Genomic DNA, 14,184 nt, shown 5'->3' on the forward strand with positions numbered 1-14,184 from the left:
GGAGGTAAGTCTATGCGAATTCTGGTATTCGGCGGCACCGGAGATGCGATTGATTTGGCGAACGGGTTGGTGCGGCATGGCCATCAGGTCACCACATCGTTGGCGGGCCGGACGCGCAAACCACGGCTGCCCAACGGGCACATTCACAAAGGTGGGTTTGGCGGTACGCAAGGTTTGGTTGATTTTATCAACCGCAACGGATTTGAGTTTATTGTTGATGCGACGCATCCGTTTGCGGCGCAAATGTCGACGCATATTGTTGACGCGTGTGTCGAGTTGAACATGCCGATGCTGCGCGTGGTGCGCGAAGCGTGGCAGGCAAATGTTGATGATGATTGGCAACATGTTTCGAGTATTGAAGCGGCAGCCAAGCAGCTGCCCTCTGGCGCGCATGTGTTGGTAACTGTTGGCCGACAACACATTGAGCCGATGGTTTTGCGCGATGACTGCAAGATCTTCATCCGTGCGATTGAGCACCCAGAAGTGATATTGCCATCCCATGTTTGTGTGATTTTGGAACGGCCGCCGTTTCGCCTGTCGGACGAGATGGCGTTTATGCGCGAGCATGAGATCACTCATTTGGTGAGCAAAAACGCGGGCGGTGATCAAACTGCGGCCAAACTTGAGGCGGCACGCATGGTTGGGGCGAAAGTAATCATGATTGAGCGCCCGATCTTGCCCGAAGCGCCGGAGGTCTATTCGGTTGCTGCGGCAATGCAGTTCGTCGCCGATCATTCAGCCTCCGCTGCCTGACGCACTTTCTTTTTGCCCTTGTTGCGCAGCACATGGGCAAAATCAGCGCTATAAAGTTCACTGTCGCGGAACTGTTTTTGGCCAAAAACTTTGCCGACAAAAATTAAGGCTGTGCGGGTGATTTTTGCGGCACGCACATCGGCGCGCATGTTTTTGAGCGTGGTGGTGATGTATTTTTCATCTGGCCATGTGGCACGATAAGCTATGATCACCGGGCAGTCTTCGCCATAATAAGGCGTCAATGTTTCCTCAACATATTTAAGGTTTCGGATCGACAGGTGGATGGCCAGCGTTGCCCGCGATTGGCCCAGAATTTCTAGCGTTTCATGCTCAGGCATCGAAGATGCTTTGCCCGACGTTCGGGTGATGATGATGGTTTGGGCGATTTCTGGCAGCGTTAGTTCGGTTTGCAATTTGGCGGCAGCCCCTGCAAAAGCTGGCACCCCCGGCACCACTTCATAAGGGATTTGCAAATCATCCAAACGGCGCATTTGTTCGGCCACCGCGCCATAAATCGATGGATCACCCGAATGCACCCGCGCCACATCGTCACCCCGATCATGGGCGGCCTGCATATCGTCAATAATTTCACCAAGGTTCATGGGTGCTGTATCTTTGACCAGCGCGCCCTCGGGGGCGGCATCCACAGTTTCAGCAGGCACCAGAGAGCCAGCGTAAAGGCAGGTTTGGCAGCGCTCGATCAGTTTGAGACCGCGCACGGTGATCAGGTCGGCTGCGCCGGGACCGGCACCAATGAAATATACGGTCATGATGCTTGATCCATTTTTGCGGCCTTTTTGGCATAACCACGCGGTGTGTAGGCGACAGTTTCGCCCGATCCGCGGGTAAAGCTTTTAGATTGCGAGGAGCCGAACATGACGATTGTCAGCATGTCGATTTCTTCGGGATTGAAATCCTCAAGGGTCACGACGCGCACTTTTTCTGCCGGGCGGCCGAGATTTGAGGCAATCACCACCGGCGTATTTGTCGGGCGGTGTTCGAGATATTTTTGCTTGGCGATTTCGATCAAATCGGTGCGCCGCATGGAGCGCGGATTGTAAAATGCGGTGACGAAATCGCCCGCTGCTGCTGCATCCAAACGCTTGAGAATATCTTCGCGCGGTGTCAGCAAATCTGACAATGAGATACAGCAAAAGTCGTGACCGATCAGCGCGCCCGATTTTGCAGCTGCTGCTTGGAATGCCGAAATGCCGGGGCAGGTTTCAATCATCACGCGTTTGGCAGCATCTGATATGGCGCGGTCACCTGTTGCAGCGAGCAATTCGTAGATTAGAGCGCCCATGGCAAAAATGTTCGCATCGCCTGAACAGATCAGCGCGACCTGCTTGCCTTCGCCTGCCAATTCAAGCGCATGGCGCACGCGCAATTCTTCTTCACCCAAGGCAAAGCGATGTTCGGTCTGCTCGGTTTTTGCGTCGGCCGCAAGATCGAGATAGAGCCCGTACCCAACCCAATCCGTGGTGCGGCGCAAAGCCATATCCGCAACTGGGGTGCGCAATAGATTGGTGCCGGGGCCAAGGCCAACGAGATAAAGCGCGCCAGCTGGCGTGCCGAACGTTTCCACATCGATTGGCATTTCGCTTATGCCGATGGCGCAGGTGGCTTTGTTGGTCTTTTGTTTTTCAACCAGTAATTTACCCGCTTTGATGGCTGATGCCTCGGCTACCGAAGGGGTGCCGACTTCGCTCATCACCACAGTTGATGGATTGGGCACACGAGACGCTTCTTGTTTGAGCTGTTCTGCGGTGAATGTGCGCAACGGCACGTTAAAGTGATTGGCGGCGGCATTGAGGGCAGCTTCGTCGGACTTCAAGTCAATGGAAGCGATCGCGGCAATGGCCAGTGGCGAAATGTTATTTTCTGCCAAAGCTTTTTCGACCAATTCAATCACATGTTCGACAGGGCAATGGCGTTCGCAGCCGATGCCAACGATTATATTCTTTGGCACGATGTGCAACACATCGTCGGGCTGTATTAGATGCGAAACCACAACTTTTACGGTGCCGTCTGGATTAACTAGGCCAGACTGGATCAGCCAAGGCGCGTCGCCGTTCAGTTTGATTTTTTCTCCTGCCAACAATTTTGCCATTGCGGCCTTGGCCAAATCCGGATTGGAAACAATGTAGCCTGATGGTGGTTCATCTAGCGAAATATTCAGCACATTATCGCTGGCGGTTGTGATCGCAGCATTTGCGTTCAGCGTGGCGGAAAGCTCAATTGCGAGTTGGTTGGCACCGTGATGCCCGCCGAGCAACGGCACAACCTGCTCGCCGTTCGGTGAAATGGCGATTACCGGCGGTTCTGTCTGTTTGTCAGCCAAAAGCGGCGCGAGGAAACGAATGAGAATGCCAGCTGCGCACACGCCAATAATTGAGCGATCTGCGCTGAAAGCAGATTGGATCAGCGCCTTGCCGTCCAAACCAACTGCATCGCTTTTTAGCCAGAGTTGTGCACATAGGTGCTCGGCGACTTGGCGCGCGACAATGTCGCCAGCGATGGAGAATGAGATCACCAATGGTGATTTTATTTGCCCCATGCTTCATCTCCTTTGTAACAGAGGATGGTTGAAAAATAGGGCCGTTCGTCTTTTGCGAAGTCGGCTAAGGGCGTGATTTTTTGCCGTGCTTGTGTGGCGTGTTCGACCACAATGGCATTGGCGGCATGGCCGGTTTGGTTTAGCACGTCGCGCACACGGTCAAAATGGCGACCGACTTTGATGATGGCCGCGCTTTGGGTTTGGCCGAGTTCTGCAATCAGTTTTTCGCTATCTAGCGGAGCTGGCAATATCTTGAGCGTTTCATTGCGAGCAGCGAGTGGCCGACCAACCACCGAAGCCGTAGCGGTGAGCGATGTGATGCCGGGCACAATGGCGATATTTACAATTGACATGCGCTCGACGAGATACATGGCTGAGCCATAGAACAGCGGATCACCTTCGCACAAATAGGCGACGGATTTTCCTTCGCTCAACAGCTGCGCGATGGTTTCGCCAATCTGGTCATAGGCAAGTTGTGCGGGTTCTCGCTCAACCTTCATTGGCAAATTGACGGGCATGCGGACCGCATCCACCCCGACATGCGCCTCAGCAATCGACAAGGCCAATGATGGCTCGCCCGGTTTTTGCGGATACACAACCACATCTGCCGCACCAATTGTTTTAACAGCTTTAAGCGTCAGTAATTCAGGATCACCCGGCCCGACGCCAACTAGGGTAAGTGTGCCAATCATTGTTCACCTTCATATGGCTTAGAAACGTTCCATTGGGTGACGGCCATGCGCGGGCGCAGCGCTTTATGTGCACCGACAGTGTCCAGATGCGACACCTCAATGCGCGCCATGTCACCGCCATGTTGATCAAGTCGTTGAACCAGCGCCGTTTCACCATCCAAAGTGATCGCGTTGGCGACCAGGCGCCCGCCGGGTTTCAGCGCGTCCCAACAGACGTCAAAAAGCTCATGGTTGCCGACATCACCACCGATGAATATGGCGTCGGGTGCGTCCAACCCTTCAAGACTGCCCGGGGCTTGCCCTGAAACGATTTTGAGGCCAGGAGCTCCCAGTGCCACACGGTTCTTTTCAATCATTTCAATGCGGGCGGCGTTGCGTTCAAAACAGGTCGCCGTGGCGCGTGGTGCAGCGCGCATCCATTCAATCGCGATAGAACCACACCCGGCACCAACATCCCACAAATGCTGACCTGACAATGGGATCAGTTTGGCAAGCGTTGCTGCACGCACTTCGCGCTTGGTCAACTGCCCATCATGCACAAAGGCCCCATCGGGCAACCCGGGCAATGGCGGCAAAATTGGCGCGCGGTGATCGGCCACGCAATCGATAGCCACCGTATTGAGATTGCCGACGCCTTTGCTTGAATAGTCTTGTGCCAAGAATTCAACTTGGCTTTGTGTTTCGCCGCCCATCGCGTTCAACACCGTCATATGACTTTCGCCATAACCCCGGTTTTTCAAAACCTTAGCAATATCGTGAACGGTTGTTGCGTCGCTGGTGAGCGCTAAAATCCGTTGGCCCGGCACCATGTGGCTGTGCAGAATTTCAACCGGGCGGCCATGCACAGAAATGCAATCCACATTTTGCAACGGCCATTTCATCCGCGCAGCTGCCAATGAAAATGCAGAGGGCGCGGGGTGAATTTCAAACTCGTCAGCCGCGATATGCGCGGTGAGCGTGGCGCCAATGCCAAACCATGTTGGGTCACCTGTGGCGAGAATGACGGTTGGGGTGCCGCGATAGGACAATATCTGTTTAATCATTGCGCTGAGCGGTGATTGCCATGTCACAAGCCGATCATCCAGCTCGCGCACTTTTGGCAGGCTACGCGGTGGGCCGATGATCACTTTGGCATTGTCGAGCAATACCTGTTGTTCGGGTGCCAAGGATTGCACACCGCGAGCGGTTACCCCGACCACGTGAAGCCAACATTCACTCATGTCCATTCCTTCCCGATTGTAATTGCATTCAACGCAGCGCTGGCCATAGCAGAACCACCACGACGCCCGAGCACCGTAACATAAGGTACGTGGATTTTCGCCTCCGACAGTGCTTGCTTTGATTCAGCTGCGCCCACAAAGCCTACAGGGGTGGCGATGATGGCTGCAGGTGTTGGTCCTCCTGCTTTTATCAACTCCAGCAAGTGGAATAAGGTCGTCGGCGCATTGCCGATCACCACAATTGCGCCATCCAACTTGTCTTTCCACAACTCAACGGCGGCGGCTGAGCGCGTGGTTTGCATATCCTTTGCAAGGGCAACAACAGAAGGATCATTTAGCGTGCACGTCGGCTCAAAACCCTGTGGCAAAAACCGACGGATAATACCCGAGCGCACCATTTCGCAATCGCAAAACATCGGTTTACCCACGCCAATGGCGGACGCGGCGGCTTGTGCCACGTCCCCATGCCAAGCAATATCTTCGGTCAAATCCACCATGCCACACGCATGAATCATCCGCACCACAATCTTGTGCAAACCAACGGGGAACTGGTCCAACGCCGCTTCACGTTCGATTGTGGCAAAGCTCTCAGCATAGATTGCTTGCGGATCACGTAGCCAATTCACAGATTTTAGCCCTTTTCTTTTGCAGGTTTTTCCATGGTCCTAGGACCAAGTGGATGGTCTGCAAATGGATAAGGATGGTGCGCATGATCATGTGTGTGCGCATCGTCATGCGAATGGCTGTGACTGTGGTCGTGATCATGGTCGTGGGTATGCTCGTGCGCATGAACGGGCGTCCAATCAAGCCCGTGTTTTTTGCAGAACTCTTCGTCACGACATGACGCATCGCAATCGCCCTTGCATGGACAATTCTCCATGCCACCGCCGATGCCTTCAACATGATGGTGATGGCTTTCTTGTGCCAATCCCACTTCTGCTTCAAAGCCAAGAACTTGTTCGCGATATTTGCACATCTGGCAGTTCATTTTGTTTTCGCCGTGAAGGGTTTCCTCAATGCGATCAATGAACGTATCCACCACCAAATCATGGTCGTTGAGATAGCCAGCTTTGATAAACTCAATATCTGGGTATTCAGCAGCCACTTCATCCGTGTAGCTATAAATCCGCTTCACCAAAATGCCGGTAAAAAGGAAATAGGGGAACACCACAATGCGCTTGTAGCCAAGCTTTGTTGCATGGCGCAGCGCCGGTGCAGTCAGCGGGAATGTGACGCCCGAATAGGCGACTTCACCCCAACCAAAACCCATGCCTTCCCAAAGCATGCGCATGACTTTGGCGACATTTGAGTTCGCATCAGGGTCAGACGCACCCCGGCCAACAACCATCAGAAGCGTTTCCTCGCGGGGCACGTCGCCGCCAGCATTTTTTAAAGCCTCTTCAATGCGTTCGCCTGCGGCGCGGATCATTTTCAGATCAATGCCAAGCTCGCGACCATAAATGACTTCCATCTCAGGGTTTTGCGCTTGATAGCTGTTCAGCACCGAGGGGATGTCGTTTTTGGCATGGCCTGCGGCAAACAACATGCCCGGCACAGCCAGCACTTTTTTGATGCCTTGGTCTTTGAGCTGATTGAGGCCGTGATGGATAACTGGGTCAGCGAATTCAAGATATCCGTATTCCACCGGCACATCACCCAACCGCTCTTTTAGGCGATCCTTGAGGTGAGCGAATTCGCCCACTGCCAATTGATTTCTACTGCCATGACCACACAACATTACGGCTGTGTCAGCTGGTAGTTGCAATTTAGCGCTCACGATTTGCGACCACGCACATCATGCGCAAGCGCGATAACGGTACGAGTTGGGATTGCTAAAACAAGTATTTTATTCATTTTCTACCTCTGAAGTTTTCAAATAAGAGGCAGAGTTCATTTATATCAAAACATCGAGCAGCTCAGGACTAGGCCCCCTAATTGGGTCAGCCGCACCGGAATCGCTTTCAGTTCCTAAAAGGAACGCTGCGCAGCTGTTTGTAAGGAACCAAGGAATGTGGGTCAACAATTCATCAAACGAATTCTAAGAATACGATATGTTAACTGCTTTTCGGAGGCGTGAATTAACAATTTTGGCGCAGAATATGTCCAGTCACAGCAAAATAGTGTGTTTGGAGGGCGCTGAATATGTCAGGCAGCAATAGCGAAAAAAAAGATTATGGCGCAATGTATGGTGCCGTTGGTGTTATGGGTGTCGCCCTCATTTTGGCAGAAATTGCCGTCTTTTTCATCTATTCTTGGCTCGAACCTGAGGCGATGACACGGCGCATGAGTGTCACGGCTGTGGTTACCATTTTGGTGTCATACCCAATCGGCTATTACATTCATCAACAAAACGCAAAACTGCAACAGCTCACCAAAGAACTCGCACGTATTGCCAGCACAGACCAAATGTCGGGCCTGTTGAACCGAACTTCGTTTTTGCAAGCGGTCGAAGGTGCTTTGCACACGCCGTTGGGCGGGCCGACCGCGGGCAGTTTTTTGTTCATCGATGTTGATCATTTCAAAAAACTAAATGATCGTTTCGGCCACTGTGTGGGCGACGATGCGATCAAATTGATCGCAGACATTATCAAAGAAACACCGGCCAAAGATTCCATCGTTGGGCGGATGGGCGGCGAAGAATTTGGACTATTTTTGCCGCATGCCAACAAAAAAGAAGCGATCTCCATCGCCGAGAATGTGCGACGTCGGGTCCGCAGATTGATTTTCGACAATGGCCCTATTCGTCAACAGATGAGCGTGTCCATCGGTCTGTCGATGCACCATGCTGGTCAATCGCTGAGCGCATTCGTGCAGCAAGCCGATGAGCGGATGTATCTGGCTAAGGCGCAGGGCCGAAACCGCGTCGCTTATGAAGACGCACAAACGCCAATCGTTGGGCAATCCCCAATCAAGCAGAGCGCTTAAGAAAACCCGCGTCCACACTTTGCTCGATTATGCTTTCGCCGAGCACCCACAGCGCTTGCGAGCCATCGGCGATGACGCGGAGGCGCTCCAGAACATCATTAGATGACACGCCGAATTTCGCCCAACGCACGCCTTTGGTGTAAAAATTATAGAGTAATGGCGACAGTCGATCCATCGAACGAGCAAATTGTGCATCATTGGTTTGGTGCGCTTCAAACTCGTTCCAAAGTGATTTCAGATCATCACAAAGCACCGGGGGCAACATGCCAAACAAACGCTCAGCCGCAGCGATTTCGCGTTCCTCTTTGCCCTTTTGCGCCGCAAGGTCATAAATCGGCGCGTCGCCTGCATCAATCTCAACAATATCATGGATCAAAAGCATCTTTAGCACCCGCAATAGGTCTACATCAGCGTTTGCATATTCGTGCAACATAACCGCCATGATCGCTAGATTCCATGAATGCTCGGCATCATTTTCGAGCCTATCAACGCTTAAAATTTGGGTCTGACGAATGATGGATTTGAGTTTGTCGATTTCCACCACGAACTGAATGCGTTTGGCGAGGTCTTCGTTCGCAGCCTGAACTGTGTGCATGTGATCCGCCAGCTTGTTGTGCTGGTTTGCCGGTTCAATTGATGGGTTATTGCTGTCTCGGACGACGCCGAACTTTTGATAGGTCGCCAACACCGTTTCGAACAAGTTTTTCAAGTCAGATGAGACATCGTTCATGCTGACCATTTGGGCGCGCACCATCGCCTCGTCAACGCCCTGCGCCACCAAACACCCCTCACCTGAATATCCGTAATATAGGAATGGGGAAAGGCGATCGATAGCTTTTGCATACTTGGCTTCCGCTGTTTCGCGCGTTTCGAATTCATGCCAAAGCGACGTCAACTCCTCAGCTTGATCTTTGGGCAACAATCCAAATATCCGGTTAGCTCCCTCTAGTTCTTCTTGGAACTGCTGATCGGCATCTGCGTTGGCATAAATATAGGTGTCCCCCGCATCAATTTCGACCACGTCATGCACAAGCAGCATTTTGACCACGCGCGCAATATCCACCTTTGTGCCGGCATAGGGTTCAAGCACCAACGCCATCAGTGCCACGTGCCAAGAATGCTCCGCATCATTCTCAACGCGGTCTTGGCAGATGATTTTGGTCATCCGATCAACCGATTTAAGCTTGTCCATTTCCATGACGAACGCGATTTGACTTTCTAAGCGTTGATTTGGAATTTTCAGGTGTGGCATTTCGGTGGTCATGGCAATTGTCCTTGATCTTTGAAAAAGCGGAATTGTCCCTTCAATTGAAAAACTGAAGAAAGGAAATAGTCACAAGGCGCAATAAGCGCCTAATGCTCTGTTTGGCAGTTGTTGTGGTCGCTCAAAACTTCCAGGATGCGGCATTTTTCAACCGTGTCATGCTGGCAATTGTTCAGCATGGATTGAAGTTCCGCTCGCAAGCGCTCGAGCTTTTGAATACGCTGTGTGACATCGTTTAAATGACGTTCGGTGATTTGGTCAAGGTCGTCGCACGGTGCGTCTGGATGCCCAGCAAGGCGAATGAACTCGCGGATGGCATCAATAGAAAAACCCAGTTCGCGGGCGTGGGCGATCATATCCAAGCGATTTAACGCGTCTTGGTCGTAGCGCCGCTGGCCACCTTCAGTGCGCCAAGGCTGCTCAAGCAAGCCAATTTGCTCGTAATATCGAATGGTAGGCACTTTCACATTCGCATGATTTGAAAGCTGGCCAATTGAATATTCTTTAAAACTTTTTTCCATTGGAGATTGAACCTCTAGTCGCTATAGCATTCATAGATAGCACCAACGAAGACAGAAATAAAGAAAGATGCGTTGGAAAATGAGTGCATGGTTGGGGCAACAAAGGACCATCGACACTAAAGCGCGTTGATCAATTCAAGCAATTTCAAAACAGTACGTCGATTGCGCATGGTAATTGGCGTGCCAATCTTTTTGGCGAAATTAAGCGCTCCGAGCTTGGAACGACCCGAACCATTGCCGAAATAGAAGTGAATTTCTTGCTCTTTTGCTTCTACTAATTCGCCATCAATGGCCACTTGCTCAAGGATAGAAATCGCATTTTCGCCAATTGGTTGACGCGCAAATCCCGTCATCATGAAACTCAGATTTCGCTCATCTGAGAAAAATGGGTACGCGGTGGTGGCAGAGGCGAGTTCTGCCTCAGTGCGCACAACAATATCGACGCGATACTCAAAATGCTTTTCAAACGCACCTTCGAGCATTGTTTCAATCTTATCTCTGGGCTGATCATGCACAAAGACCGCATTGCCAGATTGAATGTAAGTAGTAACCTTTTGACAATCTGCGGCCTCTAGCATCACCCTAAGTTCAACCATTGTTATTTTGTTGTGGCCGCCCACATTTAGGCCACGAAATAGAGCCACATATTTGTTCATCGATCTGTCGCGTCTTTCTGGCAGAATCTGCCCCTATTTTTAAAGAAGTGAAACATGAACGCTAGAGCCCCTGCAATCGAAAACAAACTTGGTCTTTGGCCCGATAAAGTCGAGGCAGTGGTTTTTGATATGGATGGACTGCTGTTGGACACAGAACGTGTTTATAAACGGGTCATGCAAGACCTGTGTGCTGAATGGGGCCATGAGATGACCCACGACATGTTCGCCGCCTTTGTGGGCATTCCGCAGACGGAAAATGTGCCGATTTATCACCAGTTTTTCGGCCCTGACTTTGATGTTGAAACATATGAGACCATTTTAGTTGATCGTGCGCAGGAAGAAATGGCAAAGGGCATTCCGCTTAAAAACGGTGCAAAAGAGTTGGTAGCAGGCTTGAGCGCGCGCGGTGTTCCCATTGCCGTCGCAACGTCGACGGGTCACTCCGCGCACCAACATTTGGAGCAAACCGGGCTACACGCCTATTTTGATACGATTGTTACACGTATGGACGTTGCTCAAGGCAAACCACATCCCGAACCGTTTTTGACCGCCACTGCGCGTTTGGGCTTTGCGCCAGAAAACTGCATCGCGTTTGAAGATAGCCACAATGGCGTACGCTCAGCCAGCGCCGCAGGGCTTGCTACTGTGATGGTGCCAGATATGTTGGACCCAACCGACGAAATCGCCGCTATGTGCGTCGCGATTTTGCCGAGTTTGCTGCATTTCAAATCAGAGATTGATTATTTTTTTGGGCCGTTGCCGGGTTTGAGTGCCTAAGTAGCCGAAAGCTTTTCAGCTTGCTTTTCGGCGCTTGGTTGTGAACAACGTTCTTTTGAAAACTCTATTTGTAAATCAGACTATTTGCCACTTGGGCAGATAGTGTCTGCAACAAAGTCTCGCCGCCGCTTACGGGTGCCAGCGTCAGATTGATATTGGCAATAGTAATATATCCCGCGCTTTGCTTTGGATTCAAATTTGCGGTGAGCCTAAGCATCATTGGGCCAATTGACGGGTCAGCGTATCGGGCGATCAGGTGCACGCCCTTGTAATCTTTGAACTCATACTCCTCAATCGCCAATATTTCGGCATTTTGGAACCCCTGAACGGCTTGAGGAAAGACATTGTTACGCAAAAGGGCAGCCGCCATTTTCACGCGCGCGGAACTAGGATCGTCGACATCCACTGGCATTGGTATGTTCGCAGGAATGATTTGGATGTTTTCTAAGAAAACCAGGTCTTGATTGTCGCCACCTGTGTCGGCCTCCGCCTCAATTGCGAAAGTAAACTTAACAAAGGCCCCGCCATCAGGCTTGCCATCTGCAATCCGCTTTACATCATTGCGCTTTGGCACCGACAAGGCAAATGGCGTAGCAACCGCAACACCCGTTTTTTCTGTATAGCCTTCGTCAAAATTGAAAATGGTCTGAACATAAACACCTTCAAATTCAAATAGGTTGAAGCTGATGTTGCCCTCGCTGTTTTGGGCCACAGCCGCTCCTGTTAGCAAAACACTGATCGCCAGAACACGCAAAAAAGGGTGAAACATAAAAATCTACCTACACATTTAGAACATTGCCTTCGAGCGAAGGCTAATTGTTCCAACGGCAATGTCAAGTTGAGGGTAAACTTCATGTTCGAGCCCAAAAAATGCTGCGCTACAATTTGACCACTATGCGTCACAGCGCGGCAAACAAGTCGGGAGCTGACATCGGCTCAAACAAAAAAGGGCCGCCGAAGCGACCCTTGAAAACTCACAAATTCGACCTGCCTACATCTGCGATGGCAAGAACAGTGACAAGGCTGGAATACTGACGAGCAGGGCAAGGCGGAAAATGTCGGCGATCCAAAACGGCGTCACCCCTTTAAAGATTGTACTGGTCGACACATCGCCTACAACGTTTTTCAGAATGAAGACGTTGAGCCCCACAGGCGGTGTAATCAGGCTGATTTCTGTGACCACAACTACAACAACGCCGAACCAAACAGGGTCAAACCCCAAACCAATAACGAGCGGAAAGAAAATCGGCACGGTCAGCAAGAGCATCGACAGGCTTTCAAAAATCATGCCGAGCATAATGTAGATGCCCAAAATAATCGCCATCACCGCCCATGCAGGCAGATCGTAAGACGTAATCAAGTCTCGCAATCCTTCGGTTAGGCCCGCCACATTGACAAAGTTCGAGAAGATCCACGCGCCAATCAGAACACTGAACAACGAAGCCGTTGTAATTGAGGTTTCTTTGAGCACTTCGAGCACAGCTTTGAGGTTCAGATTGCCCCGGAACAGCGCAATCAAAAACGCGCCCGCAGCACCCATGCCAGCGGCTTCGGTAGGTGAGAAGGTCAGATGAATTGGCCACACGTCAAGCGCTCCGTAAAGACCGCCAATGACCAAAAAGAACAAGATCAAGACTGCCCACACTCCGCGTAACGCGCCAAGGCGACCAACCCAGTTTGTGCGCTCGCCCGCAGGTCCCGCCTTTGGATTGCGGGTCACGGTGTATTTTACGGCAAAAATGTAAAACACGATCCCCAATATACCGGGAATAATGCCGGCCATGAACAATTTGCCGATGGAAGTTTCTGTCAGCAAACCATAGATGACCAAAATGACCGAAGGCGGAATAAGAATGCCGAGCGTGCCACCCGCCGCAATGGATGCCGTGGACAGACTGTCTTCGTAGCCATATTTGCGCATTTGCGGCATGGCGACTTTGGACATGGTCGCCGCCGTTGCCAGAGACGATCCGCAAATTGCAGCAAAGCCACCGCAAGCAAGAATGGTCGCCATGGCCAACCCGCCACGCATGTGACCCAAGAACGCGTAAGACACTTGATAGAGCTCGCGTGCAATACCACCTTTATTGACGAATAGTCCCATCAAAATGAACAGCGGCACCACGGACAAACCGTAATCTTGCGAGGTATCAATGATGAGGCGCGACACCATTGAAAGTGCGCCGCGAAAACTTGTTTCGTTTGCATAGCCAATCATGCCCACGAGCCCCATGGCGAATGCGAGCGGCATACGCATCAGCACCAGTACGAGGACGGCACCAAACCCAATTGCTGCTTCAATCATTTTGTTCTTCCAAAAGCTGAGGTGCAAACAAGGTGATCAGCCCGCGGGCGAGCAACACAAACGCACTTACAAAGGTGAGAATGGCGATAAACCATCCGATATAAAACTGGGGAATGGCGAGATATTCGGTCACGTCGCCATAGTCGCGCGCGCGCTCTGCAAGCACCACCACTTGCCGTGCAGGCCAAATCAACATCGCGCCACATGCAAGATTTACAAGCGTGTCGCGAATGCGGATTGCCCATTTGTTCGTGAAAAGCGGGTCGGCCAAATCAACAACGATATGCTCTTGTGACCCGCTGATAATGGGCATCACCAAAAACACAACGATTGCCATGAACATACGCGTTAGCTCGGTCGCTGCTTCTAATGGTGCGTTAAACGCTGACCGCATAATCACGTCGGTAAATGTCATTGCCATCAACAAAAACAGCACAACCGATGCAAGCAACATTGGCAGCTGCGATAATTGGCGGACAAGGTTCAAAGCAGATCTCATAAGTATCATCCCTAG

General features: G+C 51.4%; 15 protein-coding genes. 3 read left to right on the forward strand and 12 right to left on the reverse strand.

Annotation, left to right across the window (positions count from 1 at the left end):
• Nucleotides 1-12: 12 nt before the first annotated feature.
• The gene (locus ACJAZW_RS00190; RefSeq protein ID WP_415154756.1) at nucleotides 13-753 is read left to right on the forward strand and encodes a cobalt-precorrin-6A reductase; all 741 of its coding nucleotides are present in this window, start codon (nucleotides 13-15) and stop codon (nucleotides 751-753) included.
• Here the strand turns inward: ACJAZW_RS00190 and cobM are convergent.
• Genes cobM through ACJAZW_RS00220 form a run of 6 tightly spaced genes read right to left on the reverse strand, consistent with a single transcriptional unit; the run spans nucleotide 732 to nucleotide 6,999 of the window.
• Nucleotides 732-1,523: a precorrin-4 C(11)-methyltransferase gene (gene cobM, locus ACJAZW_RS00195; RefSeq protein ID WP_415154758.1), complete on the reverse strand. Its 792-nt coding sequence runs from the start codon at nucleotides 1,521-1,523 to the stop codon at nucleotides 732-734. The genes ACJAZW_RS00190 and cobM overlap by 22 nt on opposite strands.
• Nucleotides 1,520-3,310 (reverse strand): cobalamin biosynthesis protein, encoded by a 1,791-nt coding sequence (locus ACJAZW_RS00200; RefSeq protein WP_415154760.1) that lies wholly within the window; start codon nucleotides 3,308-3,310, stop codon nucleotides 1,520-1,522. Before ACJAZW_RS00200 ends, cobM begins: the two co-directional genes overlap by 4 nt.
• The gene (gene cobI / locus ACJAZW_RS00205) at nucleotides 3,298-4,002 is read right to left on the reverse strand and encodes a precorrin-2 C(20)-methyltransferase (protein WP_415154762.1); all 705 of its coding nucleotides are present in this window, start codon (nucleotides 4,000-4,002) and stop codon (nucleotides 3,298-3,300) included. Before cobI ends, ACJAZW_RS00200 begins: the two co-directional genes overlap by 13 nt.
• Nucleotides 3,999-5,222, reverse strand: coding sequence for a precorrin-6y C5,15-methyltransferase (decarboxylating) subunit CbiE (gene cbiE, locus ACJAZW_RS00210; protein WP_415154764.1), 1,224 nt, complete (start codon nucleotides 5,220-5,222; stop codon nucleotides 3,999-4,001). Before cbiE ends, cobI begins: the two co-directional genes overlap by 4 nt.
• A complete protein-coding gene (locus ACJAZW_RS00215; RefSeq protein ID WP_415154766.1) occupies nucleotides 5,219-5,848 on the reverse strand; it encodes a precorrin-8X methylmutase in 630 nt (209 codons plus the stop codon). Before ACJAZW_RS00215 ends, cbiE begins: the two co-directional genes overlap by 4 nt.
• 5 nt (nucleotides 5,849-5,853) lie before the next feature.
• The gene (locus ACJAZW_RS00220) at nucleotides 5,854-6,999 is read right to left on the reverse strand and encodes a sirohydrochlorin chelatase (protein ID WP_415154768.1); all 1,146 of its coding nucleotides are present in this window, start codon (nucleotides 6,997-6,999) and stop codon (nucleotides 5,854-5,856) included.
• Between the two features lie 365 nt (nucleotides 7,000-7,364).
• Between ACJAZW_RS00220 and ACJAZW_RS00225 the strand changes: the two genes are divergently transcribed.
• Complete coding sequence (locus ACJAZW_RS00225; RefSeq protein WP_415154770.1) at nucleotides 7,365-8,147, forward strand: GGDEF domain-containing protein; 783 nt, start codon at nucleotides 7,365-7,367, stop codon at nucleotides 8,145-8,147.
• Here ACJAZW_RS00225 and ACJAZW_RS00230 read toward each other — a convergent pair.
• The 3 genes from ACJAZW_RS00230 to ACJAZW_RS00240 all read right to left on the reverse strand — a co-directional run bounded on the left by ACJAZW_RS00230 (nucleotide 8,131) and on the right by ACJAZW_RS00240 (nucleotide 10,588).
• A complete protein-coding gene (locus ACJAZW_RS00230) occupies nucleotides 8,131-9,411 on the reverse strand; it encodes an HD domain-containing protein (protein WP_415154772.1) in 1,281 nt (426 codons plus the stop codon). The genes ACJAZW_RS00225 and ACJAZW_RS00230 overlap by 17 nt on opposite strands.
• A gap of 89 nt (nucleotides 9,412-9,500) precedes the next feature.
• Complete coding sequence (locus ACJAZW_RS00235) at nucleotides 9,501-9,932, reverse strand: MerR family transcriptional regulator (RefSeq protein WP_415154774.1); 432 nt, start codon at nucleotides 9,930-9,932, stop codon at nucleotides 9,501-9,503.
• 116 nt (nucleotides 9,933-10,048) lie between these two features.
• The gene (locus ACJAZW_RS00240) at nucleotides 10,049-10,588 is read right to left on the reverse strand and encodes a DUF1697 domain-containing protein (protein WP_415154776.1); all 540 of its coding nucleotides are present in this window, start codon (nucleotides 10,586-10,588) and stop codon (nucleotides 10,049-10,051) included.
• 54 nt (nucleotides 10,589-10,642) lie between these two features.
• Between ACJAZW_RS00240 and ACJAZW_RS00245 the strand changes: the two genes are divergently transcribed.
• On the forward strand, nucleotides 10,643-11,365 hold the full coding sequence (locus ACJAZW_RS00245) for an HAD family hydrolase (RefSeq protein ID WP_415154778.1): 723 nt from the start codon (nucleotides 10,643-10,645) through the stop codon (nucleotides 11,363-11,365).
• 64 nt (nucleotides 11,366-11,429) lie between these two features.
• On the opposite strand, the gene ACJAZW_RS00250 is transcribed toward ACJAZW_RS00245, so the two are convergent.
• The 3 genes from ACJAZW_RS00250 to ACJAZW_RS00260 all read right to left on the reverse strand — a co-directional run bounded on the left by ACJAZW_RS00250 (nucleotide 11,430) and on the right by ACJAZW_RS00260 (nucleotide 14,169).
• A complete protein-coding gene (locus ACJAZW_RS00250; protein ID WP_415154780.1) occupies nucleotides 11,430-12,134 on the reverse strand; it encodes a hypothetical protein in 705 nt (234 codons plus the stop codon).
• Between the two features lie 222 nt (nucleotides 12,135-12,356).
• Nucleotides 12,357-13,670 (reverse strand): TRAP transporter large permease, encoded by a 1,314-nt coding sequence (locus ACJAZW_RS00255; protein ID WP_415154782.1) that lies wholly within the window; start codon nucleotides 13,668-13,670, stop codon nucleotides 12,357-12,359.
• Nucleotides 13,663-14,169, reverse strand: coding sequence for a TRAP transporter small permease (locus tag ACJAZW_RS00260; RefSeq protein WP_415154784.1), 507 nt, complete (start codon nucleotides 14,167-14,169; stop codon nucleotides 13,663-13,665). The genes ACJAZW_RS00255 and ACJAZW_RS00260 overlap by 8 nt, the downstream gene beginning before the upstream one ends.
• Nucleotides 14,170-14,184: the final 15 nt, after the last annotated feature.

The organism is Maritalea sp. (assembly GCF_047634455.1).
In the GTDB taxonomy this organism is placed as follows: Bacteria; Pseudomonadota; Alphaproteobacteria; order Rhizobiales; family Devosiaceae; genus Maritalea.

Coding starts and splice junctions, on each gene's coding strand:
- ACJAZW_RS00230 (WP_415154772.1), bottom strand. CDS start 9,411: ATGACCACCGAAATGCCACACCTGAAAATTCCAAATCAACGCTTAGAA.
- ACJAZW_RS00225 (WP_415154770.1), top strand. CDS start 7,365: ATGTCAGGCAGCAATAGCGAAAAAAAAGATTATGGCGCAATGTATGGT.
- ACJAZW_RS00235 (WP_415154774.1), bottom strand. CDS start 9,932: ATGGAAAAAAGTTTTAAAGAATATTCAATTGGCCAGCTTTCAAATCAT.
- cobM (WP_415154758.1), bottom strand. CDS start 1,523: ATGACCGTATATTTCATTGGTGCCGGTCCCGGCGCAGCCGACCTGATC.
- ACJAZW_RS00240 (WP_415154776.1), bottom strand. CDS start 10,588: ATGAACAAATATGTGGCTCTATTTCGTGGCCTAAATGTGGGCGGCCAC.
- ACJAZW_RS00255 (WP_415154782.1), bottom strand. CDS start 13,670: ATGATTGAAGCAGCAATTGGGTTTGGTGCCGTCCTCGTACTGGTGCTG.
- ACJAZW_RS00245 (WP_415154778.1), top strand. CDS start 10,643: ATGAACGCTAGAGCCCCTGCAATCGAAAACAAACTTGGTCTTTGGCCC.
- ACJAZW_RS00200 (WP_415154760.1), bottom strand. CDS start 3,310: ATGGGGCAAATAAAATCACCATTGGTGATCTCATTCTCCATCGCTGGC.
- ACJAZW_RS00250 (WP_415154780.1), bottom strand. CDS start 12,134: ATGTTTCACCCTTTTTTGCGTGTTCTGGCGATCAGTGTTTTGCTAACA.
- cbiE (WP_415154764.1), bottom strand. CDS start 5,222: ATGAGTGAATGTTGGCTTCACGTGGTCGGGGTAACCGCTCGCGGTGTG.
- ACJAZW_RS00260 (WP_415154784.1), bottom strand. CDS start 14,169: ATGAGATCTGCTTTGAACCTTGTCCGCCAATTATCGCAGCTGCCAATG.
- ACJAZW_RS00190 (WP_415154756.1), top strand. CDS start 13: ATGCGAATTCTGGTATTCGGCGGCACCGGAGATGCGATTGATTTGGCG.
- cobI (WP_415154762.1), bottom strand. CDS start 4,002: ATGATTGGCACACTTACCCTAGTTGGCGTCGGGCCGGGTGATCCTGAA.